General features: G+C 66.3%; 25 protein-coding genes and 1 pseudogene. 7 read left to right on the forward strand and 19 right to left on the reverse strand.

The genetic code is table 11. The features are described from left to right. Positions 1–108 precede the first annotated feature (108 nt). On the reverse strand, positions 109–600 hold the full coding sequence (locus tag ACSION_RS14325; RefSeq protein ID WP_435306440.1) for a pyridoxamine 5'-phosphate oxidase family protein: 492 nt from the start codon (positions 598–600) through the stop codon (positions 109–111). A 210-nt stretch (positions 601–810) separates the two neighbouring features. Between ACSION_RS14325 and ACSION_RS14330 the strand changes: the two genes are divergently transcribed. The 3 genes from ACSION_RS14330 to ACSION_RS14340 all read left to right on the forward strand — a co-directional run bounded on the left by ACSION_RS14330 (position 811) and on the right by ACSION_RS14340 (position 2,115). Then, positions 811–1,176 carry a glycine zipper 2TM domain-containing protein gene (locus tag ACSION_RS14330; protein ID WP_435306441.1) on the forward strand — a complete coding sequence of 122 codons (366 nt, stop codon included), beginning with the start codon at positions 811–813 and terminating at the stop codon, positions 1,174–1,176. A gap of 153 nt (positions 1,177–1,329) precedes the next feature. Continuing rightward, positions 1,330–1,551, forward strand: a complete 222-nt coding sequence (locus ACSION_RS14335) for an AbrB/MazE/SpoVT family DNA-binding domain-containing protein (protein ID WP_435306442.1) — start codon at positions 1,330–1,332, stop codon at positions 1,549–1,551. 135 nt (positions 1,552–1,686) lie between these two features. Continuing rightward, positions 1,687–2,115: a type II toxin-antitoxin system death-on-curing family toxin gene (locus tag ACSION_RS14340; protein ID WP_435306443.1), complete on the forward strand. Its 429-nt coding sequence runs from the start codon at positions 1,687–1,689 to the stop codon at positions 2,113–2,115. An 11-nt stretch (positions 2,116–2,126) separates the two neighbouring features. Here ACSION_RS14340 and ACSION_RS14345 read toward each other — a convergent pair whose 3' ends face one another. The 4 genes from ACSION_RS14345 to ACSION_RS14360 form a co-directional block, all read right to left on the reverse strand. Continuing rightward, a complete protein-coding gene (locus ACSION_RS14345) occupies positions 2,127–4,226 on the reverse strand; it encodes a putative bifunctional diguanylate cyclase/phosphodiesterase (RefSeq protein ID WP_435306444.1) in 2,100 nt (699 codons plus the stop codon). A gap of 216 nt (positions 4,227–4,442) precedes the next feature. After that, positions 4,443–4,934: a TspO/MBR family protein gene (locus ACSION_RS14350; protein WP_435306445.1), complete on the reverse strand. Its 492-nt coding sequence runs from the start codon at positions 4,932–4,934 to the stop codon at positions 4,443–4,445. Positions 4,935–4,982: 48 nt separating this feature from the next. Further along, complete coding sequence (locus ACSION_RS14355; protein WP_435306446.1) at positions 4,983–5,555, reverse strand: DUF2878 domain-containing protein; 573 nt, start codon at positions 5,553–5,555, stop codon at positions 4,983–4,985. A 71-nt stretch (positions 5,556–5,626) separates the two neighbouring features. Next, positions 5,627–6,223: a hypothetical protein gene (locus ACSION_RS14360; RefSeq protein ID WP_435306447.1), complete on the reverse strand. Its 597-nt coding sequence runs from the start codon at positions 6,221–6,223 to the stop codon at positions 5,627–5,629. Between the two features lie 322 nt (positions 6,224–6,545). Here ACSION_RS14360 and ACSION_RS14365 point away from each other — a divergent pair, with 322 nt between their 5' ends. Then, positions 6,546–7,328, forward strand: coding sequence for a hypothetical protein (locus tag ACSION_RS14365; protein WP_435306448.1), 783 nt, complete (start codon positions 6,546–6,548; stop codon positions 7,326–7,328). 57 nt (positions 7,329–7,385) lie between these two features. On the opposite strand, the gene ACSION_RS14370 is transcribed toward ACSION_RS14365, so the two are convergent. Continuing rightward, on the reverse strand, positions 7,386–8,258 hold the full coding sequence (locus ACSION_RS14370; protein ID WP_435306449.1) for a LysR family transcriptional regulator: 873 nt from the start codon (positions 8,256–8,258) through the stop codon (positions 7,386–7,388). Positions 8,259–8,421: 163 nt separating this feature from the next. Between ACSION_RS14370 and ACSION_RS14375 the strand changes: the two genes are divergently transcribed. Both ACSION_RS14375 and ACSION_RS14380 read left to right on the forward strand, forming a co-directional pair. Continuing rightward, positions 8,422–9,330, forward strand: a complete 909-nt coding sequence (locus ACSION_RS14375; protein ID WP_435306450.1) for an alpha/beta fold hydrolase — start codon at positions 8,422–8,424, stop codon at positions 9,328–9,330. 43 nt (positions 9,331–9,373) lie between these two features. Next, positions 9,374–10,408: an aldo/keto reductase gene (locus tag ACSION_RS14380; RefSeq protein ID WP_435306451.1), complete on the forward strand. Its 1,035-nt coding sequence runs from the start codon at positions 9,374–9,376 to the stop codon at positions 10,406–10,408. Positions 10,409–10,579: 171 nt separating this feature from the next. Here the strand turns inward: ACSION_RS14380 and ACSION_RS14385 are convergent, their stop codons facing one another. Then, positions 10,580–11,731, reverse strand: coding sequence for a sensor histidine kinase (locus ACSION_RS14385; protein ID WP_435306452.1), 1,152 nt, complete (start codon positions 11,729–11,731; stop codon positions 10,580–10,582). 68 nt (positions 11,732–11,799) lie between these two features. Beyond that, positions 11,800–12,123: a hypothetical protein gene (locus ACSION_RS14390; RefSeq protein WP_435306453.1), complete on the reverse strand. Its 324-nt coding sequence runs from the start codon at positions 12,121–12,123 to the stop codon at positions 11,800–11,802. A gap of 176 nt (positions 12,124–12,299) precedes the next feature. Here ACSION_RS14390 and ACSION_RS14395 point away from each other — a divergent pair, with 176 nt between their 5' ends. Further along, positions 12,300–12,524 carry a hypothetical protein gene (locus tag ACSION_RS14395; RefSeq protein ID WP_435306454.1) on the forward strand — a complete coding sequence of 75 codons (225 nt, stop codon included), beginning with the start codon at positions 12,300–12,302 and terminating at the stop codon, positions 12,522–12,524. A gap of 35 nt (positions 12,525–12,559) precedes the next feature. Here the strand turns inward: ACSION_RS14395 and ACSION_RS14400 are convergent, their stop codons facing one another. The 11 genes and pseudogenes from ACSION_RS14400 to hflK form a co-directional block, all read right to left on the reverse strand. Then, positions 12,560–12,928: a response regulator gene (locus ACSION_RS14400; RefSeq protein WP_435306455.1), complete on the reverse strand. Its 369-nt coding sequence runs from the start codon at positions 12,926–12,928 to the stop codon at positions 12,560–12,562. Then, positions 12,925–13,869: a sensor histidine kinase gene (locus ACSION_RS14405; protein ID WP_435306721.1), complete on the reverse strand. Its 945-nt coding sequence runs from the start codon at positions 13,867–13,869 to the stop codon at positions 12,925–12,927. The genes ACSION_RS14400 and ACSION_RS14405 overlap by 4 nt, the downstream gene beginning before the upstream one ends. Before the next feature lie 33 nt (positions 13,870–13,902). After that, positions 13,903–14,316: pseudogene (locus ACSION_RS14410) on the reverse strand (PAS domain-containing protein); the annotation flags it as partial. Positions 14,317–14,478: 162 nt separating this feature from the next. Further along, positions 14,479–14,958 (reverse strand): hypothetical protein, encoded by a 480-nt coding sequence (locus tag ACSION_RS14415; protein ID WP_435306456.1) that lies wholly within the window; start codon positions 14,956–14,958, stop codon positions 14,479–14,481. 52 nt (positions 14,959–15,010) lie between these two features. After that, positions 15,011–17,467: a class I SAM-dependent DNA methyltransferase gene (locus ACSION_RS14420; protein WP_435306457.1), complete on the reverse strand. Its 2,457-nt coding sequence runs from the start codon at positions 17,465–17,467 to the stop codon at positions 15,011–15,013. Between the two features lie 553 nt (positions 17,468–18,020). After that, complete coding sequence (locus ACSION_RS14425) at positions 18,021–18,323, reverse strand: hypothetical protein (protein ID WP_435306458.1); 303 nt, start codon at positions 18,321–18,323, stop codon at positions 18,021–18,023. A gap of 208 nt (positions 18,324–18,531) precedes the next feature. Beyond that, a complete protein-coding gene (locus tag ACSION_RS14430) occupies positions 18,532–18,846 on the reverse strand; it encodes a hypothetical protein (protein ID WP_435306459.1) in 315 nt (104 codons plus the stop codon). Between the two features lie 180 nt (positions 18,847–19,026). Further along, positions 19,027–20,319: an adenylosuccinate synthase gene (locus ACSION_RS14435; RefSeq protein WP_056881352.1), complete on the reverse strand. Its 1,293-nt coding sequence runs from the start codon at positions 20,317–20,319 to the stop codon at positions 19,027–19,029. 221 nt (positions 20,320–20,540) lie between these two features. Next, positions 20,541–20,726, reverse strand: coding sequence for a DUF2065 domain-containing protein (locus ACSION_RS14440; RefSeq protein WP_435306460.1), 186 nt, complete (start codon positions 20,724–20,726; stop codon positions 20,541–20,543). Between the two features lie 93 nt (positions 20,727–20,819). Next, positions 20,820–21,683, reverse strand: a complete 864-nt coding sequence (hflC, locus tag ACSION_RS14445; protein WP_435306461.1) for a protease modulator HflC — start codon at positions 21,681–21,683, stop codon at positions 20,820–20,822. Then, positions 21,680–22,816 (reverse strand): FtsH protease activity modulator HflK, encoded by a 1,137-nt coding sequence (gene hflK, locus ACSION_RS14450; RefSeq protein ID WP_435306462.1) that lies wholly within the window; start codon positions 22,814–22,816, stop codon positions 21,680–21,682. The genes hflC and hflK overlap by 4 nt, the downstream gene beginning before the upstream one ends. Positions 22,817–22,933: the final 117 nt, after the last annotated feature.

A 22,933-nucleotide genomic window follows, 5' to 3' on the forward strand; every position in this document is an offset into this window, starting at 1 on the left:
GTTTTCCCTGTCACGGGCCGCGCCACGGCATCCGGCCACCGTTCGGCGGCCGGAGTCAGGTGCCGTTGGGGAAGTCGTGACTTCCGGCCTACCCCATGCGCCCGCGCGTCATCCGCGCAGGTTCACCTCGGCCACCTTGTCTTCGTAAGCCTGCTTGGGATCCACGCCGAACAGCAGCTTCATGCCGGCCCACAGGCTCTGCTCGTTGAGCCAGATTTCCGCGTGCTCGGCATCGAAGCGCAGCAGCGCGAGCTTGGGATCGTCCTTGCCCTCTTCGTACCAGGCGGCGACGAAGGGATTCCACAACCGCTCGATCACGTCGCGGTCGTCATCGCGCACCAGCGCGCCCTGCAGGCTGGCGAACAGGTCGTGGCCCATCGACGCGAACGTGGCGATGGCGCGTTGCGGCGTGGTCGCACGCCGCGCCAGCAGGTTGTCGGTGGCGGTGAAGATCCACAGCGGGCCACGGCCTTCGTGTTCGAGCAACGCGGTCATCGGGCGCGTGTGTCCGTCTTCCGCACCGTCCAAACCCAGCATCAGCGTGCGGTCGGACTTCAGCGCCTTCCACAACTTCTTTTCGAGTTCTTCGGGGGTGTGCATGGCGGCGTCCTCGTCCATGGATGCGCACACCGTAGGCGCGCCCGTGTGGCGCCGATGTCAACGCAACGGGACATCGTCAGTCCGTGGTCATGTTTGTCGCGCGCGCGTCACGGGCAGTGCACTGGCAGGTGAATGCGCGCGTGCGGCTTTCACTTGGGGTTCGCAACATCGCGCGCAGGCTGGCCTCGCGATACCCACCAGGAGAAGCGCATGAAGACCTCCCGCCTCGTGCTGTCGTTCGGCCTGCTGTCGGTGATCTCGGCCGCCGCCGCGCAGAACAGCTACTACGGCCCCGAAGACGAGGGTCGCCGCTTCAGCGACGGCAGCAAAGTGGAATGCCGCAACGTGGAAGTGCAGAAGAACACCCGCGACCCGAACCGCGTGGCCGGCACCGCCATCGGCGCGGTGATCGGCGGCCTGCTGGGCAACCAGGTGGGCAGCGGCAACGGCAAGAAGGTCGCCACCGTGGGCGGCGCCGTCGCCGGCGGTGCGATCGGCCGCAAGGTCCAGGGCAACAGTCAGGAAACCAAGGGCGACCGCATCGTCGAACGCCGTTGCGAGCGCGTGTACCGCTGACGCACCTGCTCCCCGGGACAGGTGCCCCCGGGCGCCTGCGGTGACGAGGCCGCAGGCGCCTTTCTTTTTGTCCGGATAGGGCGCTCCGGAACGGGTTGCGGGCGCGGGACCGCGAGCGTATAACGCACGTTATAACACCCGGAACCCCGCGCCATGAAGCTCAAGATCACCACCATCGGCAACTCCGCCGGCGTCATCCTGCCCAAGGAACTGCTCGCCCGCCTGCGCCTGGAAAAAGGCGACGAGCTGCATGCGCTGGAGACGCCCGACGGCATCCGCCTGACCGTGTACGACCCCACCCTCGCCGAGCAGATGGAGGTCGCGGAACAGGTGATGCGTGAGGATCGCCAGGTACTGCACAAGCTGGCGCAGTGAGGGCGATGCCATGACGCAGAAACCTCCTCAGCCCTCGCGCCTGCCGCCTGCGCTGGCACGCCAGATCGTGGTCGCCGAACGCGTCATGCGCCGGCGACGCTTGCTGCTCGCACGCCTGTCGCGGTGAGCCGCTCCATGATCGTGTGGATCAGCACGACGTTGGCCCTTGCCATTCACGACCGCCAGTTGGCCGAACACGGCGGAGGTACCGGCGTGCGCGATATCGGCTTGCTGGAGGGCGCGCTCGCCCGGCCGCAGCAACGTCATGCCTACGGCGATCCCTCCCCCGACCTCGCCGAACTCGCCGCCAGCCTGGCGCATGCGCTGGCGCGCAATCATCCGTTCGTGGATGGCAACAAGCGCACCGCGCACGTTTGCTATCGGGTCTTCCTCCGCCTCAACGGTGGCGACCTTGTCGCCAGCGACGAAGAGAAGTACGCCATGATGATCGGCCTCTCTGAAGGCTCACTCAGCGAAGCCGACTTCGCCACTTGGCTGCGCGCGCACCTGGTGGTGACACGCAAGGGCAAGCTGCAGGAAAAACGCGCGACCTATCGCCGTTAGCGGGGAATCCCTCAGCCCAGCAAGCCGTACGCCGCGACGGTGGCGGCGCGCTCGGGTTGTTCCTCCACCGGGCGCGGCGGGCTGATCAGGTAGCCCTGCAGGCGCGTGCAGCCCATGCCGGCGAGCAGTTGCTTCTGCTCCAGCGTTTCGACGCCTTCGGCCACCACGTCCAGGCCCAGTTGCCGGCCCAGGTGCACGACCGATTGCACGATGGCGGCGTGGCGCGAACCGGGCACGAGCTGGCGCACGAACTGGCGGTCGATCTTCAACTCGTGCACCGGCAGGTGCGCCAGGTACGAGAGACTGGAATAGCCGGTGCCGAAGTCGTCCACCGAAATGCGCGCGCCGGCCTCGGCGAGTTCTTCCAGCACGCCGGCGGTGCGTTCGGGTTCCACCATCGCCATCGATTCGGTGATCTCCAGCGTCAGCACGCCGGGCGGCAGACCGTGGCGACGCATCGCGTTGCGCACCTGCGCGACCAGATCTTCGCTGCGCACCTGCGCCGCGGACAGGTTCACCGACACGGTGGGTACGCGCGCGCCGGCGCGTTGCCAGGCGGCCCACTGTCGGCAGGCTTCGTCCAGCACCCACGCGCCGAGTTCGACGATCAGCCCTACCCGCTCGGCCAGGGTGATGAAGCGGTCCGGCATCACCAGGCCCAGGCGCGGATGCTGCCAGCGCACCAGCGCTTCCATGCCGGCCAGGCCGTTGTCGAGGGCGCGGATCTGCGGCTGGTAATACAGCACCAGTTGGCCACGCTCCAAGGCGCGGCGCAGGTCGTAGGTCATCTGCAGCTGGCCCTGCGCGCCTTCGCTCATCGAGGGCTCGTACAGCGCCATGCCGTTGCGGCCGGATTCCTTGATGCAGTACATCGCCGCATCGGCGTGTGCCATCAGCGCGTCGGGGTCTTTGCCGTCGCCGGGATACAGCGCGATGCCGATGCTGGCGCTGACCATCACATCGTCGTGGTCTTCCAGCTTCATCGCTTCGCCCAACCGCGCGAGCAGGCGCTGGCCCAGCACGGTGGCTTCGTTGGCGCCGCCCACGGCCGCGGCCATGACGAACTCATCGCCACCCAGCCGCGCGACCGTATCGCCGGGCGCGATCATCTGCCGCAACGTGCTGGCCACGCGCACCAGCAGCGCATCGCCCACGTGGTGGCCGAAGCTGTCGTTGACGCCCTTGAAGCCGTCCAGATCGATGAAGAGCACGGCGAAGCGACTGTCGTCGCGCTGCGCCTGCACGATCAGCTGCTGCAGGTAGTCGACCAGTTGCAGGCGGTTGGGCAGGCCGGTGAGCGCGTCGTGCAGGGCCAGGTGGGTGAGCTGCTGGTTGGCCTGTTGCAGCGAGGCCGACAGCCGCGCGGTGCGTTCGTGCAGCAGGCGGTCCAGCACGCTGGCGCCGATCGCGGTGCCGAGCACGGCTGCGTTGATGACCACCACCAGCCAGGCGAGCGAATCGGGCGAAAAGCCATCGCGCAGCGCGGCGCCGCACATCGAGCCTTCGGGGAAATGCGCGGCGGCCATGCCGGTGTAGTGCATGCCCACGATGGCCACGCCCATCACGCCCGCGGCCAGGGCGCGATGCAGGCGTTCGTGGTGCACGTCGTCGCGCAGGCGATAGGCGATCGCCAGCGCGCCACCGGCGGCGGCGATGGCGATCAGCACGGAGGCGATGAACCAGCCCGGGCGGTAGACGATGTCCGGGTTCATGCGCATGGCGGCCATGCCCACGTAGTGCATGGCGGCAATGCCCATGCCCATCACCACTGCCCCGCTGAAGAGGCGCGCGCGGCCGACGTGGTCGCGGGTGACCAGCCACAGCGCATAGCCGCTGGCGGCGACGGCCAGCAGCAGGGACAGGAAGGTGATGCCGATGTCGTAACCCAGGCGGATCGGCAGGCGCAGGGCGAGCATGCCGATGAAGTGCATGGACCACACGCCGATGCCCATCGCCAGCGCGCCGCCGGCCAACCACCAGCGCCGGGCGACCGGGTCGCTGGCGCGCACGCGGCCGGTGGTCTTCAGCGCGGCGTACGAGGCCAGGGCGGCCACGAAGAACGAGGTGACCACCAACTCCGGCACGTAGGTTGCGACCAGCCCCTTGTCCATCAAGGTCCCGCTTACTCCTGTTCCTGACGGCCTTAGCGGCCGCCCGCCCCGCAGCATGATGGTGTATGCGTGGTTACACGGTGTACATGCCCCGGAGTGAGGGCTGTGTCACAGAAAGCAGGCCCTTCCGCGGGGTCTGCAGCGGGGCGCACAAGCGAAATGGCGGCTACGGCACGGGCATGGGGCACCGCTCACACGCAGCCCATGCCCCCTGCATCACCCCCCCAATGCCGCGCCGTTGGCCTGCCAGACGGCGTAGTTCAGCGCGGCCGCGAAGGTGATCCACAACAGGTAGGGCACCAGCAGCGCGCCCGCGATGACCCGGATCTTCCAGAACGCCGTGAGGGTCCACGCGACCAGGATCCACAGCAGCACGATGTCGACGAAGGCGAGCGCGCCCTGCTTCCAGCCGAAGAACAGCCAGCTCCATAGCGCGTTGACGACAAGCTGCAGCACGAAGGCGGTCAGCGCGGCTTTGCGACGTGCCCAGCCCCCCGTGCGCCAGACGATCCAGGCGGCGAGCGCCATCATCCCGTACAGCACGGTCCACACCGGACCGAACAGCCACGCAGGCGGCGCCCAGACGGGCAACGTCAGCGACGCGTAGAAGGTCCTCGCCTCCACGGACGCCAGCGCGCCCACGCCCGCGGCGGCGTAACACGCCACGATCCATCCCACCAACCCCGATGCCTGTCGGCCACGCGTCATTTTTGGTCTCCCTGTGTGTTCAACGTTGCAACGAAGTGATTGAAGCTGTCATCGCGTGTCGGCCGGTGCATCGGCATTGCAATGGCTATCCGGTGGGACGGCGCTCCACTGCCTCGCTGCCCATAGCAGGCCCGGCAATGCCATCGCCCACGCCACGGCGAGCCAGGCGATGCCCCGCCACGCGGGATCCGCGAATCGCGCCGCGTCCCACCCTTTACTCGCGGCCAGGTACGCCAGCGGCCCGCCGATGCCCCCGACCAGCACGCCCAGCCAACGCCGCCGTTGCAGGCTGCGCATCGCCACGTTGAGGGTGACGGCGAGCGAGGCCCACAGCGCCAGGATCCACACGGGCGGCAACCCCTCGCCTCCCGGCAGCGGCGCGGCATAGCGAAGCCACCCCTGCGACGCCGCGATGCCATCCACCATGACACCGCACGCCAATGCCGCGCCCACCAGTTTCAACTCCACGCGCGGCGCGGCCGCGGTGACCACATGGCAGCCGACGAACACCGCGGCCGCCAGCACTCCCGGCCACGCATGACCGTGCGACGCGGCGATCACCGCCACGAACCAGACCGCCTGGTTCCCCGCCACATTGATGAGCAGCCGCGGCCATCGCACCGCGCCCGCGTTACCCGAACCCGTTGGCCGGGTGCGTCGTTCGCCCCCGGCCATCCCCGTGCGTCGATATCTCAACGTTCCGGCTCGTAGAAGTAGGTCTGCACGCGTGCCGTGCCGATCGGCAAGCCGGCCTGGAACGCATCGACATTGAAGACCGCATTCAAGGCTGCCGCCGCGTCGGCGTTGAGGGTGAGTTGCACGTTGTCCAGTTGCACGGAACCGGCGCGGGCATGCAGGCCGCGCACCACCGGTGCGCTCACCAGCGCGATGTCGAACAGCGGCAATCGACCGAACACGCTGTCGTTGACCTTCACCAGACCGGTGAGGACCGGCGTGGCCCCGGTGGTGTCGATCGTGTAGCTGCTCAGATTGACCTGGGTGTCCCCAGCCTGCAGGGTCAGTCCGCCCGCGTGGTCCACTTCTCCCTTCAAGGTGCCCAGATCCAGTTCGCCACCCGGAATGGGGAAGGACGCCTGCGCGCCGCGCAGTCGCGCGGGATAGCTCGCGCGCACCGACACGCCCAGCGAGGTGAGCGCACCCACCAGATCACCGGACAGGTGGACACGGGTATCGCCACCGAGCGTATTGACGGTGGGGGCTGCGCTGGCGGCGAGCGGGATGAGCGCACCGGCCGCAAGGGTGTAACACCAGAGTCGAAGCGTGGTCATGATCGTATGTCCTGTGATGTAAGTACTCAGGGGAAGAACCTTCACCGGCGCGCGCAGGACAGCGATGTTCGCGAGGCACGGCGCAGACGGCGCGCGGCGTCTGGCGGAAGACATACGCGGGGCGATGCGTATCGGATGCGATCGCCCTGCCGAGCGCGCGCGATGCCGACGAACGGCCATCGCGTACAGCCACGTGGAGCGCGCGTGAAGCGTTCTGAAAGTGCGCTTACGTCCTGCGTTCTGTTGAATCCACCTGCACCGCGTTCGCGTAGAGGACGTGCCTACAGTGGGTAGGCGCAACCCGTTCTGGTGGGAGAGGCACATGCAGATCAAACTTCTTGGCGCTGCCCTGCTGATGGCCGCAGGGCCGGCATTCGCAGCGGGGCCCGAGCAGGGAAAATTCTCGATGTCCGTGTTCGGTGGCGCCGACAGGCCGATCAGCGGCGACGTCCACACGGGCGCCGTGGCGCCGGTCGCGGATCTCGGCCCGTTGAATCCCGACCTCGCCGGCGTCAGCGCGGAGTTGCGGATCCGTTCGCGCAGCCACGAACAGATCTACGGCACCGCCAAGTCGTTCGGCCTGGAAGTCGGCTATGGACTGAGCGACCGCAGCGAAGTCTTCCTTCAGGCCAAGGAGACCCGCGCCGATGACGGGCGCGTGCGCGTCGGTGCCGCCTACGTGCCCGCGCTCGAAACCGAGCTGGACGTCTTCGGCCGATTCTCGCGCTACGAGGCGTACACCTGGGAGGTCGGTTACCGGCACTACTTCGGCGACGGTGGCCGGGTCAGGCCGTTCGTCGCGGCGCGCCTGGGTGCGACCGAAACCGATGACATCCGGGCCACCTTCGAGATTCCCGACGCCGCGATCACCATCCCGAATGCGCCGTTCTACAAGAAGGATTGGGCGCTCAGCGGCGGGCTCGAGGCCGGCGTGCATGTCCCCTTCACCGAGCGCTTCAGCATGAAGCTCACCGCCGGCGTGAACTACATCGACGATCTGTCCGGCGACGATTCGGCGATCGGCGGGCTCGGTCTGGCCGCGATCAACGACACCGGCCGCCGCGTCTCCGTGCCGCTCTCCGTCACCGGCCGCTGGGACTTCTGAGAACGTGCAAGGGCGGGCACGACCACGTGCCCGCCGCCCTCGCCGGGTTTCCTGCCATCAGCGACCGGCGAGAAGTTCTGCATCCTGATCGGTCGCCGCCTTCACCCAGTCCGCCACGGCCCTGAACCTCGCCACTTGCGCCGCGTCCTTGTGGCTGAGAAGCCAGAGTTCGCGCTTGGACTCGATGCCGTCCTGCAATCTGGTCAGGCCAAGACGGCGACCAACGACGCACGGTAGCAGCGCGATCCCCAGGCCGCGCTCGCAGGCGCGGGCGAGCATGGCGATGCTGCTGAATCTCAGGAAGCGCTGTGGCGCGATCTTCGCCAGCCACTGCATCTCGGGCAGCCAGGACATCTCGGCGGGAAACGACAACCACGTCTGCGAAGCCCACTCCTTGCGCGTGACCCCCGCAAAGCTCGCCGCGCCATATACCGCGAACCCGAGCTCGCCCACTCTGCGCATCCGTAGTGCGGCATCGGCACCGGGCCGATTCAATCGCAGCGCCAAGTCGGTTTCCCTGCGGGTGAACGAGTATTCGCGCAGGTCGCCCAGCAGGTTGATCTCCAATCCCGGATGGCGCTGCATCAGCGACGGCACGTGATCGGCCAGCCAATGACTGAGCAGCACATCGATGCCGGTGATGTTGACCGGCCCGGCGATGTCCTCCTGCTCAGCACGTGCCTCCAAGAACATCGTCTCCACCCGGTCCACGATGCGATCGGCATGCGCCAGGAAAACCCGACCACTCTCGGTCGCCTTGTAGCCCGTCGGGTCACGGATGAACAGGCGCACGCCAAGCGCGTCTTCCGCGGCCGCCAACCGGCGGCTGACGGTGGACGTCACCAGACCCAGATTGCGCGCGGTCTGCGCCATCGATCCGGTCTGGGCCAGCGCCCGAAGCAGTGGAATGTCGTTCCAGTCGAAGTCCATCCGGTCCCCTCCGCGGGCCTGTCGGTACCCGTTGCATTTCTGCATTCATTGTTTGCCCGAATCGCTATTTTCGCAACGACCTGACAGGCGTAAAAAGTGCGCCACGGAGCCGGCAGACCACCCCGGTCTACCCCCGCCACTACCCACTACAGGAACCGCAATCATGAAAGCCATTCTTCTTGCTTCCGTCCTGACCGCTGCCGCCGCTTCGGCCCCGGCCCTGGCCAAGGACACCGCCGCCACCGCCAAGACCCAGTACGTCGACGTCGACGGCAACCGCGTTGCCTACCGCGCCATCGGTACCGGCAGCCCCATCGTGCTGGCCAACCGCATGCGCGGCACGCTGGACACCTGGGACCCGGCCTTCCTGGACACCCTGGCCAAGCACCACACCGTCATCACCTTCGACTACCCCGGCGTGGGCTACTCCACCGGCACGCTGCCGGATGACCTGGGCAAGGTCGCCCAGTTCGTTGACCGCTTTGCCACGTCGATCAAGCTGGGCAAGTTCGCCATGGCCGGCTGGTCCTGGGGTGGGTTCACCACCCAGACACTGTTGCTCGACCAGCCCGAACGCGTGACCCATGCCGTGCTGATCGGCACCAACCCCCCGGGCCCGGGCCAGACCCCGATCCAGCAGGTCTTCATCGAGCGCGCACTGAAGCCGGTCAACGATCTGGATGACGAGTACGTGCTGTTCTTCGAGCCCAAGTCCGCGTTCAGCCGCGCCGCCGCCAAGGCCTCGCGCGATCGCATCTATGCTCGTCCGGACGTGGTCTCCAAGATCCCCAGCCGTGTCGAACAGATCCAGGTCTACCTGACTGCCGCGCAGGCCTTCGGTGAAGACAAGCTGGGCCGCCGCCAGGCGCTGACCCAAACCCGCACGCCGATCCTGGTGATCAGTGGCGACAACGACACGAGCACGGCGGGTCAGAACTGGTTCCCGCTGGTCGGCCAGATGAAAAACGCGCAGTTCGTGTTCTACCCCGAATCCGGCCACGGTCCGCAGCACCAGTATCCGGAGCTGTCGGCCGAGTACATCACCGACTTCATCGCCCGCACCTCGAAGTAAATCACCCGGCGGCGCCCAAAGGCGCCGCCCCAGGAGAGCTGTCATGCGTTACCGCATTTTTGGCAACACCGGTCTTCGTGTCTCGACGCTGGCGTTGGGCGCCGGCAACTTCGGCAAAGGCTGGGGATATGGCGCCGAGCAGGACGAAGCCCAGCGCATCTACGCCACCTACCGCGACGCCGGTGGCAACTTCATCGATACCGCCGACCAGTACCAGTTCGGCCAGTCCGAGACGATGCTGGGCCAGTTCATGGCCGGCCATCGCGACGAGATCGTGTTGGCGTCCAAGTTCTCGCTCGGTGACGCACCGGACGCGGGCCTGCAGCGCAGCGGCAACAGCCGCAAGGCGATGCGCACTTCCGTCGAGGCCAGCCTCAAGCGGCTGAAGACGGACTATCTCGATCTGCTGTGGGTGCACATGCCCGATGGCGTCACGCCGATCGATGAACTCGCGCGCAGCCTGGATGACCTGGTTCGTAGCGGCAAGATCCTGCATGCCGGCCTGTCGGACTTCCCGGCATGGCGCATCGCCACCGCGGCGACCTTGGCCGAAGCCAAGGGCTGGGCGCCGGTGTCGGCAGTGCAGTTGGAGTACAGCCTGGTCGAGCGCTCGGCCGAGCGCGAGTTGCTGCCGATGGCCAAGGGCTTCAACCTCGGCACGGTGGCGTGGTCGCCGCTCGGCGGCGGTCTGCTGACGGGCAAGTACCGTCGCGGTGAGACCGGCCGCGCGCAAGGCCTGGGCGTGGTCATCCACGGTGAAGACGACGCGCGCAAGACGGCCGTGGTGGACGCGGTGCTGGCCATCGCCGAAGAAACCGGCGTTGCGCCCAGCCATGTCGCCATTTCGTGGGTCTTGGCGAAGGGCGTGCTGCCCATCATCGGACCCCGCACGCACGACCAGCTGACCGACAATCTGAAAGCGTTGGATGTCTCGCTGTCGACCGAGCAGTTGCAACGGTTGGACCAGGCGAGCGCGTTCAAACTCGGCTTTCCGCACGATGTGGTCGCCGAAACGGCACCTGCACTGTCAGGCGGCAAGCTTGAGTTGATCGACTTCCCACGCTTTCCGGTTCGCTGAAACGGACCTCGGCGAGATCGACAAAACCAGAAACGGGACCACCTGCGACCGCCCCGTTCTTCCAAACCCACTGCGCCGGGCACCGGTTCGATTGAGAAGAAGAAAGGCCCCGCGATGCGGGGCCTTTTTCGTTGACGCGCGGCTGGCGGCGTTTCGAACGGCGTCGGCGCATCACGCGAAGACGTAGCGCGCGTCGTCGCCGCTGAGGTCCTGCTTGGTGGGCAGCGTCATCACGAACGTCGTGCTGCCGCCTTCCACCCGTGCGGCGACCTCGCCGCCGTGCGCACGCGCGATCTCGCGCACGATGAACAAGCCCAGGCCGAGGCTGGAGTGTTCGCCCTTGTTCGCGGCTTGCGAGCCGCGCCGCAACGGATCGAACAGCGCGTTGAGTTCTTCGCTGGCCAACGGGGCGCCGGCGTTGCTCACCGCCAGCTGCAGCCGCTCGCCCTCGCCTTTCAACGACACCCGGATCTCCTCGCTCGGCGCGCCGTACTTCGCGGCATTGGTCACCAGGTTGTGTACGGCTTCGCGGATGCGGGTGTCGTCGAAGTGCCCGCGCGTGCCGCCTTCCACGTGCAGGGCGATCGTCGCGCGGGGCAGCGTGGATCGCAGCAGCTCGACCTCCTCGGTGACCGCGGGCGCGAGGTCGCAGTCGGCGCGCTGCAACGTCATGCCCGCGCCCAGCGTGCTCTTGCTGTAGTCCAGCAATCCATCCACCAGCCGGCCCAACTGAAGGCCGCCGTTGAGGATGCGCTCGGCGGGCCGCGCGTGCGGCGTGTCCTTCACGCTGTCCATCAGGAATTCGGCCGTACCGACGACGGCCGTCAACGGGCCGCGCAGGTCGTGGCCCAGCGCGCCCAGGAACACACTGCGCCACGACTCCACCGTGCGGGAGAATTCCACCAGCGATTCGGCCACGGCCTGGTCGATGGCTTCGTTGAAACGGATCATGTCGCCGAGCACGTCGGCGACCAGCGCGTCATCGGCCGCCCACAGGCGCAGCACCGAGGCGCGCAGTGCGCGGTACTCGGCGATCATCTGGTTGACGCCGAAGCCATCGTCGGCGCGGCTGCGGCCATGGCTGGTCGCCGCGGACTCGGGCCCCAGATGGACCGGCGCGCGACCGAGCGATTTGGCGCGCTGCTGGGCCTCACTCTGCGGCGTGCGCAAGTCGGCGACGATCTCGCGCAGGATGTGCGGAATGTCGTTGCGCAGCCGCTTGATGTTCAAGCGCGCGCCGCCAGGTGCCTGACTGACGGCGAAATGGACGGCGTCGTCGAGGATCGTCTGCGTGTTGGCTTCGATGAAATCGGCAAGTCGCATAGGCGCTCCGTGTGCGGCTACAGGGTCATGATCGTTGGGTTGATCGCCTTCCTTGGCGTTGCGGCATCTCAGTCGACGAGCGCGCGGGGATCGCGGGGATCGTCGATGTGGGGCTGCGGCTCCGGTGGCTGATCCGGTCCGCCGGGGACGTCGTCCGGGTCGCCCGGGTCACGCGGCATCGGGGGCGCGGAGGGCTCGTCCGGGCGATACGGATCACTCGGCGTGCCCGGCGCGCTGGGCGTGCCGGGCTTCGACGGTTTACCCGGCTCACTCGGTGTGCCGGGGACCGACGGTGTGGGCGTGCCGTGCGCCGCACCTTCGCCTGCGGACGATGGCGATGCGGGTGTCGGCGCGGGCACCACGGGCGTGGCGCCTTGGGTCGTGGGAACCATGGCGGAGTCCTCGCTTGCGAGGGCCAAGCGTGGTGGCCGACATGTTCGAGATACGTGAGGAACCCCCGCGGATTTTCAGCACGTAGTCACGCTGGCGGTCGCAAAGACGACTGTGCGCTGAACGCGTCCACGCCATGCGCACGATCTCCTTACAGAGTGCGACCCACCATCGCGGCATGCTCTGCCAAGAACGTATCGACGCACGCTTGAACGACGCGGAATCCCTGGTCCGCGCCGGCGCCGATATCGGCGATCCACAGGTCTTCCTGCGTGGCCTCTGGCTGCAGGTGTACGAGTGCGCGCCGATGCATCTTCGCTCGGCGGTGCTGCGCCGCCTGCACGCGCTGTCGCGGCAACTCGGTGTGCACTACGTGCATGGCGAGCACGGCGCTTCCGACTGATACACGCCGTCCACGCGCGGGCGTCTGCCGCCCGCTCACGCCTTCGGGCGCAGGCGCGCCAATGCGCTCTCGATGTCCTGGCGGCGGAATGGCTTGGCCAGCACCGCGGCATCGGCGAAGCGGTCCGGCAATCCCTGCTGGCCGTAGCCGGTGGTGAATACGAACGGCACGCCGCGTTCGCGCAGCGCATCGGCAATAGGGAACGAGGGCGTTCCGGCGAGATTGACGTCCACCAAGGCCAGGTCGATCTCTGCGTTTTCGATATCCGCGAGCGCCTGCTCCACGGAACCCGCGCTGCCGGCGACGGCGTAGCCCAGCGTGGGCAGCAGGTCTTCCAGCAGCATCAACAGCATGGACTCGTCTTCCACGATGAAGACGCGGGGCGCGGGGTCGGAGGTCGTCATGCGGCCACGTCCAGTTCGGGCATCGGGGCGGTGATACGGCAATGGACGCCGGCAGGTTGGAACTCCAGTGCGACATCGCCGCCCAGGTCGTGGCGCAGGCCGCGCTCGATCAGGCGCGCGCCGTACCCGCGTTGTGCCGGCGGGGCCACGGGCGGGCCGTCGGCTTCCTGCCAGTGCAACACCAGCACACGCCGCCCCTCGCGGGTCTCGGTGCGCCAGTGGATGCGCACGCGTCCCTGCGCCACCGACAGGGCGCCGTACTTCATGGCGTTGGTGCATAGCTCGTGCAGCGCCATCGACAGGGCCAGGGCGCGCTGGGGTTCCAACTGGATGGGCGGCCCGTCGATGTCGAAGCGGCCGGGGCCATCCTGCGCGCACGGGGCGACGGCGGTACGCACGATGTCGTGCAACGGTGCGTGCTCCCATTCCTGCCGGGTCAGCACGTCGTGCGCCTGGGCCAGCGCGTGCAGGCGCGATTCGAAGCGCTCGACCGCCGGGCCCATACCGTCGGCGCCGCGCAGGGTCTGCAGGGCGATGGACTGCACGATGGCCAGGGTGTTCTTGACGCGGTGGTTGAGTTCGTTGAGCAGCAGGCGCTGGTGGTCTTCGTGCTGCTTGCGCGCGGTGATGTCGGTGGCGGCGCCGAACCATTCGGTCACTTCGCCGCCGATCGGCTGGATGGGCACGGCCCGCGAGGCGATCCACGACCACGCGCCTTCTTCGTTGCGGACGCGGTGCTCGGCGCTGTAGGTGCTCTGGGCCGCGCGTGCGCGGGCGATGGCATCGGCGACCAGCATGCGGTCGTCGGGGTGCACCAGCACGTCCAGCCAGTCCGGCGTCAGCGAGCCGTGCCGGCCCAGCAGTTGGTTGCCGCCCACGATGTCCACTTCGCTCCAGTCGGCGTTGGTGCGGTAGACCAGGTCGGAGGTGGCATTGACCATGGCGGCCAGGCGTTCTTCGCTGCGGCGGCGCGCTTCTTCGTGCTGCTTGCGGTCGGTGACGTCGCGGGTGGTGCCGGCGACGGCTTCCACTTCGCCATCGGGGCCTATGACGGGCATCAGCAGGTAGTCGTAGATGCGGCGGCCGTTGGTGCCGTTGAACGGAACGTCGCCGCGCACGGGCTGGCGGGTGGCGATGACCTGGTCGATCTCGCGGTCGTGCATGGCGGCATGCCAGGGTTCGTAGCCCAGTTCCAGGCAGTTCCTGCCGATGGCCTCGTCCCAGGTCCTGCCCCACATGGCCAGCAGTGCGGCATTGGCGTAGGTGAAGCGGTGCTGCAGGTCCCACATGTAGACCAGATCGGGCGTGGTGTGCAGCAGGGTTTCGTACAGGCGGACGCGCTGCTCTGCCGGGGCCTGCGCGCCGCCTGCGGTCGATGCGCTATCCATGGAAGCAGGGTTTCCGAGGGGGATGAGGCACCTTATCGCCGGGGGGCGTGCGCTACCCGTGAAACTTGGCAGGGGTGGCCTTGCAGGCGAGGTTGCGGTTCAGAAAGCGACAAAAGAAAAGCCCCGCGATGCGGGGCCTTTCCTGACGCGCGGCGGCGTGCGTCAGCCGTTGTTGCCGCTGCCGCCCGCCGCGGAGGCCTGACTGCGCCGACTGAAGCGCGCGGCCAGTTCACGGCGGGCTTCGTCCACGCCCTTGTCCTTGCCGGCCACCTTGATGACGCCGTAGACCTCCAGCGAGGCGGCCATCAGGTCGCTGCCGAGGGCGAGTTCGGTGTCGGACGCGCGTTGCATGAGGTGGGCGAGCCGGGCGGTGCGCGGGCGCAGGGCTTCGAGGGCGCGGTGGTCGTGGCGGAAGGCGTCGAAGTCGAAGTCGCGCGGCATCAGGCCGGCGTGCTGTTCGGCCACGGCCAGTGCGCTGGTGCAGAAGGCGCGCGACTTGTTGCCCATCTTCACCAGGTCGGAGCGCTCTTCGAGGGTGAGGGCGATCAGCAGGTCGAGGTCGGCTTCGAGGGCGGTCAGGGCGCCATCGATACGTGCCAGGCGGTCGGCGTCGAACGTCATGGCGATGCGGTTCTGTGTCATGTGGTTGCGTCCTTTCAGGTTGTACCGGCCGGATCCGGCCGGCACGGGCAGCCTACTGCCGCCCGCCCGCGTTGCGACGCCCTGCCCCGCTAATGGAGGAGCCTGTGCAGATTTTTGTGTAACCGGATTTCGATAGCGGCGCATCATAGATGCCGAATGCTGCGTTGGAAATGACGCTTCTCTTCGGAAGCAGGCCAACGGGCAAATACTGACGTGTTTCGCTCGAATGGATCGGCACGATGATTGATTGATTGCCGGGCACCCCTTGAATCTGCCTGAACCGGTGCGGGTATTTGCTTGCCGGCCGGGTCTCCTTCGCCTTGCTCGCAAGCCGAAATTCCCTGACAGAGTTAAATCTCTCGCCTAGTTGTGGGATCGCCTCTGCCGCCTCTCTGTCGCTGTCCTCAACCCAAATACAAACACGCGGCCTACCATCAATGAACTCATGAGAGCCGTAGTAATAACGCAGATAGGGAGCAGCTTCACCGCTAGCCACTGAAATCGCCCTTGCTTCCTCCAAAGACATGAGTAGATGTCCGCCATCCACAGGCTTATTGCCCCAGAACATTGTTGGAACATCTAAATTTGGTTTAGCGGCGGGCTCCACGTAAATATTCGGACCCGCAACTAGGTAGGCGTTGATGTTTTCCACCTCGGCTTGAACCGTCTCACCAACCCCGTTCAACGAGTACAGCCTTTTGACTCTTTCACCGCCAGATGAAAGCCCAATGATGGCGACCGTTACGCCAGCGTTGTTAGCTGCCAGGTTCTGCCACTTGAACGATGTGTGGGCAAAATGAATAGTTGTTCCGTCCTTTAACAACAAGGGCCAAAACATTGGAACAAGCTGACCCTGGCAGATTGAATTAGTTGTGACGAATGCTGCTTTCGACACCTGTCCGCGCATAAATAGATGCGCTTTCCAAAACCACCCCATGACGTAATCGAACGACTTCCAATAGTCGCTAACACCCTCGAAGAGGATTCGTAGATCTTCTTTTTGCGATTCAGCCTGCGAACTCAAGCCAGCATACGGCGGGTTGCCGCATAAATAGATTTCGCCGCCTTCGTTCTCAAATTCGATTTCAGCTTGATCTAATGGTGTGTTGAAAAGATCGCTTCCAATCAGCTTCACCCCCGTCCCAGTGGGCGGACAGATCCCTAACCAATCCACCTGCAGCGCATTTCCGCAGGTGATCCAGTTCTGGCTATCCAACGGCAGAACGTCTTTTAGGGCTTCCTTCTGACCGCGATACAGCACATCACACTGGAACTCCGCAATGATCAGTGCCAGACGCGCAATCTCCGCTGGGAAGTCACGCAGCTCGATTCCACGAAAATTATTGATTGGAATTTCCGAAGGCTGCTCGACTTCGCCACGTCGCCGGTTGATCTCGGCTTCGATCTCGCGCATCTGCTTGTAGGCGATAACCAGGAAGTTGCCGCTACCGCATGCTGGGTCGAACACGCGGATGTGCGCCATGCGCTTGCGCAAGTTCAACAGCTTGATCTTGTTGTCGCCCGCCACTTCCAGCTGCGTCCGCAGGTCGTCCAGGAACAGCGGGTTTAGCACCTTCAGGATGTTGGGCACGCTCGTGTAGTGCATACCCAATGCACCGCGCTCTTCGTCATCGGCCACGGCCTGAATCATCGACCCGAAGATGTCGGGGTTGATCTCTCGCCAATCCAATTTCCCTGCTTGGTACAGATACGCACGAGCCGTACGGGTGAACTTCGGCACATGGGTATCGCCGGAGAACAATCCACCGTTGACGTAGGGGAACTCAATTGCCCAGCGCGGAATTCCCACCGCCCCCCGATCTTCCGTCTTGGTATTCATAGCGCGAAATATGGCGCTCAACACCTCGTCGACGTTCGAGCCATCAGACTGCGTCATCTTGTCGACGGTGGCCGTGAACAGCGTCGCACCGGGAAAGATGTCGGTGTCCTCCGCAAAGAAGCAGAAGATCAACCGGGCCATGAAGTGGTTCATATCTGGTCGGCGCGCTGTCGTGGCCCAATCAGGGTTCTCTCGCAGCAATTCGACGTACAACTTGTTCAGACGTCCGGTAGCCCGAACGTCGATGGGGTTGTCCTTGATCTCCTTAATCGTGGAGATACCTGCCAGCGGCAAGAACAAGCCAAAGTGGTCCGGGAACTGAGGGAACTCACACGCGATAGCGTCGCCGGAGGCCAGTTCCTCGGCTTCCAAGGTGATCCCATCGGTGGCCAGAATGAACTTGGCCTTGGCCTGGGCGGTCTTGGCGCTGGCCTTCAAGGCCGTCAGCGTTTGCCCCACTTGGCCGGGCTCGGCCACCGCGACGTGGATGTGGTTGCGCTGCAGCACACCACCCGCCACATCGGACGCGTTGCTGTCGCCCTTGCGCAACCGTTGGATAGTGGTTGCCTTGTTGCCGAAAGCGGCCAGGAACTGGAACGGAAACTCCGCGCCATCAAAGGCTTGCGCAGCCAAATCAGATAGAGCCTGTTCGATCTCCACGGCATTCATCGGACAGCCCCGACGAAGCACCTCTCAGAGAGAGCGGTACCAACTGAAAGCCGTTCCAACCAAGCGCCAACCAAAGACATGCAGATCCCCTAAGACACAGGCTTGAAAGTATCGGCCATAGGGCATTTCTGAGCCAGTTTTGGGCTAATCCCTCAACACCAACGTCGGGTTCTCATCGATCGTCCCGTCCTCGTTGACCACCACATAGCGGTCGCCGGCGCGGTTGAACAGCACGGAGACGGGGCTCTTGAAGAGCGGGCGCACGTGGCAAACGGAACATGCCTTGTCGGAACCTTGCTTCCGATTCCGAAGCCGCAGGCCCCGTTCTATTAGCCGGCTACGCGGATAACGAGCCACCCAGCCATAAGATTTGCCTATAAATCATATGCTTAATGCACATCTTGTTATCCAGTCGCCCTCTTCGCGCCCAGTAGTCAAGCAATAGTTGACAACTGAAACGAGCAAGACGGGATATAGGTTGATGGCGACTGATGCGTTCGGCGGCAGATCATGTTGCTGACGCCAGCAACATGATCCGCTGAGTTCCGTCACTTCAATCCCTCAACACCAACGTCGGGTTCTCGTCGATCGTCCCGTCCTCGTTGACCACCACATAGCGGCCTTCGCGGTTGAACAGCACCGGGATGGGGGTCTTGAAGAGCGGGCGGCGGACGAACTTCAGGTGCCAGTGGAAGTTTTCCATCGTGTGGATGGTGGCCTGCTGCGCGGGCGTGAGGCCGGCCAGCAACGTGGCGTTGTCGTGCTTGGGAGCGCCCTTGCGGCGCTCGGGCGTGCGGGGTGCGGCGCCGGGGGCGTCCGGGGGTGGGGTGTCGCCTGGGCGGTGCGGATCCGACATCCGGTGGGGGGCTCCTGATGGCGTGGAACGGGAACGGACCTGCCGCCGTGGCGGCAGGAGTCCACCTTGTATCGGCCGACTTCAAGAAAACGTGAGGGTCGCGTTGCCGCGTGGGGAGAGGGTTCAGCCACGGGCCGCCGTGGGCGCCCTGCCCGCCTGGCGCGGGCCGATGGCCGCGCACCGGCGTGCGCGGGAATAACGGGGCGCGTCAGGCGCGCAGGACGAGCGTCTGGCTTTCGTCGAGGGTGCCGTCTTCCTGGATGACCACGTGGCGTGTGTGGTCGCGGTCGAACAGCACCGGGATGGGCGCCTGGAACAGCGGACGGCGCACGAAGGCCAACTTCCACTGGAAGATCTCCAGCGCTTCCAGCGTCATGACCTGCGCGGGGGTGAGGCCGGCGCGCAGCGCGTCGCCCGACGGCGCGGGCTTGCGGCGCTCGGAGGCACGCGGCGTGGCCGCGGCGGGTGCGGGGGACGGCCAGGGACCGGTGATGACGGCGGCTTGGGCAGCATTGCGATACATGGGGGGGCAACTCCATCGACTACGGGCGACACCTGATGTTTCTAACGGCAGGGATCGGCCGCTATTTAGGGTCGTGATGACGTTGCAAGCCGCGTGCCGAAATTGAGCGCGGGCAAGAAAAAGCCCCGCAGGTGCGGGGCTTTTCTTTGCGACGGACCCGGCAGGCGCCGGGCCAGGCGATCAGGCGAACGGATCTTGCAGGACCATGGTGTGGTCGCGGTCCGGGCCGGTGCTGACGATGGCCAGCGGGCAGCCGGAAAGTTCTTCCAGCGCGCGCAGGTAGGCACGGGCGGCCGGCGGCAGCTTGTCCCACTCGGTGATGCCGTGGGTGTTCTCTTCCCAGCCCGGGAACTCCAGATACACCGGCGTGCACTCTTCCCAACCGCCGGCATCCAGCGGCGCGTACTCGGTGCGCTTGCCGCGGTACTCGTACGCGATGCAGATCTTCAGCTTCTCCATGCCGTCGAGCACGTCGAGCTTGGTGATGCACAGGCCCGAGATGCCGTTGATGGCGACGGCACGCTTCAGCGCGACGATGTCCATCCAGCCGCAACGGCGCGGACGGCCGGTGGAGGCGCCGTATTCCTGGCCGCGGTCGCGGATGCCCTGGCCCACTTCGTCGTCCAGCTCGGTCGGGAACGGACCGCCGCCCACGCGCGTGGCGTAGGCCTTGCAGATGCCCAGCACATAGTCGATCGCGTCCGCGCCCACGCCCGTACCGGCGAACGCGCCGCCGACGGTGGTGTTGGAGCTGGTGACGTAGGGATAGGTGCCGTGGTCGATGTCGAGCAGCGCGCCCTGCGCGCCTTCGAACAGCACGCGCTTACCCTGCTTGCGCAGGTCGTGCAGGATGCCGGCCACGTCGGACTTCATCGGCTGCACGTAGTCGCCGAAGGCGAGCGCTTCGTCGTAGGTCTTCTGGAAATCGACCGCTTCCACGCCCAGGTACTTGGTCAGCACGAAGTTGTGGTAGTCCAGCGCGGTGCGCAGCAGTTCTTCCAGCTGCTTGGGGTAATGCAGGTCGGCCACGCGGATGCCGCGACGCGCCACCTTGTCTTCGTACGCCGGGCCGATGCCGCGGCCGGTGGTGCCGATGGCCTTGCCGCCGGCGGCCTTCTCGCGGGCCTGATCCAGGGCGATGTGGTACGGCATGATCAGCGGGGTGGCCGGGGAGATCTTCAGGCGCGAACGCACTTCCACGCCGGCAGCTTCGAGCTCGGCGATTTCCTTCATCAGGGCGGCGGGCGACAGCACCACGCCGTTGCCGATCAGGCACAGCGCGTCGGGGCGCAGGATGCCGGACGGAATCAGGTGGAGAACGGTCTTCTTGCCACCGATGACCAGGGTGTGGCCGGCATTGTGGCCGCCCTGGAAACGGACGACGGCACCGATTTCCTCGGTGAGCAGATCGACGATCTTGCCCTTGCCTTCATCGCCCCACTGGGCGCCGAGAACGACGACTGACTGACCCATGACGGGTAACTCCTCGCTTGGTGGCGGCCATCGGGGCCGCCGGGAAGGGTCGTGCTGGGTTTGGCGCCACTGATGCCGGCAGGCTCCATCGGGGAGCCGCCCGCCACGCCGGGCCCAGACACGGAAAAAGCCGGCGGTCTTCCCACGCGGGGAGCCCGTCCGGCTTTTGTGCATTATCCGGGTTTCCGGGGACGGGGGCTACCCTGCCCAGCGGCGATCGTTCAGCGCTTCAGCGCCCACAGGATGGTCAGGCCGAAGATCAGGATGAAACCGCCCACGGCGCGGACCTGGCCGTCGGACATCTGCAGCAGCTGGATGACCGCGCGCTTCCAGCCGGCGGGGATGGCGAACAGCACCAGGCCTTCCAGGATGGCGACCAGGCACAGGGCGGACCAGAGTTCGGGCATGGCGGGGGTCCTGGCCCGCGCGACGGGGGCGGGCGACAAAAAGAAGGGGCCGGAACGGAACCGGCCGCCCTGGGGCGGCCGGCGGGGGTGACCTCAGCGGTCGCTCTTCAAGTACTGGAGGAACGGGTCGTCCTTGTCCAGGACGATCACGCCCTGCCCGTCGGCGAACGAGTTGCGGTAGGCCTCCAGGCTGCGCTGGAAGGCGTAGAACGCCGGATCGCGGTTGGCGGCCGCACCGTAGATGCGGGCGGCTTCGGCATCGCCTTCGCCGCGCAGCTTCTGCGCATCGCGTTCGGCTTCGGCCACGAGCACGGTCTGGTCGCGGTCGGCCTGCGCACGGATCGTGCGCGCCTGCTCCTCGCCCTCGGCGCGCAGGCGGCTGGCTTCCTGCCGGCGCTGCGCGCTCATGCGCTCGTAGACGTTCTGCAGCACGTCGTTGTCCGTCGGCAGGTCGACCTGCTTGAGGCGGATATCGACGATGCGCATGCCCAGGGCCTTGGCGTCCTGGTTGATCGCGGTCAGCTGTTTGGCGATCAGTTCATTCCGGTCGCCGGAGACCAACTGGCGCAGGGTGCGCGAGTTGATCTCGTTACGCAGCGAGCTGGTGATGATCGGCGAGAGGCGATCGGTGGCCACGCTGTCGACGCCGCCGGTGGCGCGATAGAACGCGCCCACGTCCTCGATGTAGCCGATGGCGATGAAGTCGACCAGCACGTCCTTCTGTTCGGAGGTGAAGTAACGCGCGGGCGTCATCTCCAGCACCTGCAACTTGGTGTCGAACACGCGCGCGCTTTCCACCAGCGGCAGCTTGAAGCGCAGGCCGGGCTTGATGTCCGTGCGCACCACCCGACCCAGGTTGAAGACCATCGCGGTCTCGCCTTCGCGCACGACGTAGATCGAGCCCATCAGGCCCAGCAGCAGGGCCACGGCGATGCCCACCAGCAGTGAAATCCTCATCGTTGGGCCTCCTCGCGGCCAGCCGGTCGCGGCGTGCGCACCGGGCTGCGGATGTTGGACGGGGTGGTATCGACCTGCGGCATCACCACCTCGGCCGGCAGCGGCGCGGCCGGCGTCGACGCCGCGGGCGAGCTGGCGCCCGCCATCGGCACATAGATCAGCTGGCGCCCATCGCCGCCGACGACCTTGCGGTTGTCGGCCAGCACCTGCTGGACGGTTTCCAGCCACAGGCGCTTGCGGGTGACCTCCGGCGCGTTCTTGTATTCGTCCTGCAGCAACGAGAAGCGCTGCGCATCACCCTGCGCGCGCGCGACGATGGCGGCTTTGTAACCCTCGGCGGCGGTACGGCGGCGGGCGGCTTCGCCGCGGGCTTCCGGCACCACCTTGGCCGCATAGGCCTGGGCTTCGTTGATCAGGCTCTCGCGCACCTGCTGCGCACCGTTGACGGCGTCGAACGCAGGCTGCACTTCTTCCGGCGGACGGGCGTCCTGCAGTTCCAGCGTGTTGACCACCAGGCCCGTCCGGTAGGTGGCGAGCGAGGCCTGCAGGCGCTCGCGCGCGGCTTCGGCCAGCGGGCCGCGCTGGTTGATGACGGCATTGAAGTCCGAGCGGCCGACCTGCTCGCGCACGGCGCTCTGCGCCGCCTGCTCCAGGACGGCCACGGCCGCGCGCGTACCGTAGAGGTACAGCTGCGGGTCGCTGATCCGGTACTGCACGTTGAACTGGATGCGGACGATGTTCTCGTCGCGGGTCAGCACCGACACGGTGTTGTTGAAGTTGTTGACCTGGGTCGCATTGACCTTGGTGACGCTTTCGATGGGCCACGGCCACTTGAAATTGGGGCCGGGCTGCATGGTGCGGGCGTACTGGCCGAAGCGCAGGACCACGCCGCGCTGCTGTTCGCCGATCAGCTGGAAACTGGAAAACAGCACCAGGATGCCGATACCGACCAGCACCCAGCGCAGCGGGTTGCCGCCACCGCCACCGGCGCCGCCGAGCAGGCCACGCAGGCGGTCGATCACGTCACCCAGGCCACCGCCCTGGCTCTTGCGGGGCTTCCAGTTGTTGTTGCGGTTGTCGTTGTTGCCGGATCCGCCGCTACCAGAGCCGCTTCCAGGGGTGTTCCAGGCCATGCCCACTCCATTTGAAAGGTTCGCGCGGGCCGCGGGGCCGGCGCGTTCTCGATTCTACTAGATAGGGGCGCCCCGACCGGGAGGCAAGGCCGGGAGGTCATGGGCGCGAGCATCCTG

Origin of the sequence: Pseudoxanthomonas sp. LjRoot125, from assembly GCF_964252705.1 — a bacterium.
In the GTDB taxonomy this organism is placed as follows: domain Bacteria; phylum Pseudomonadota; class Gammaproteobacteria; order Xanthomonadales; family Xanthomonadaceae; genus Pseudoxanthomonas_A.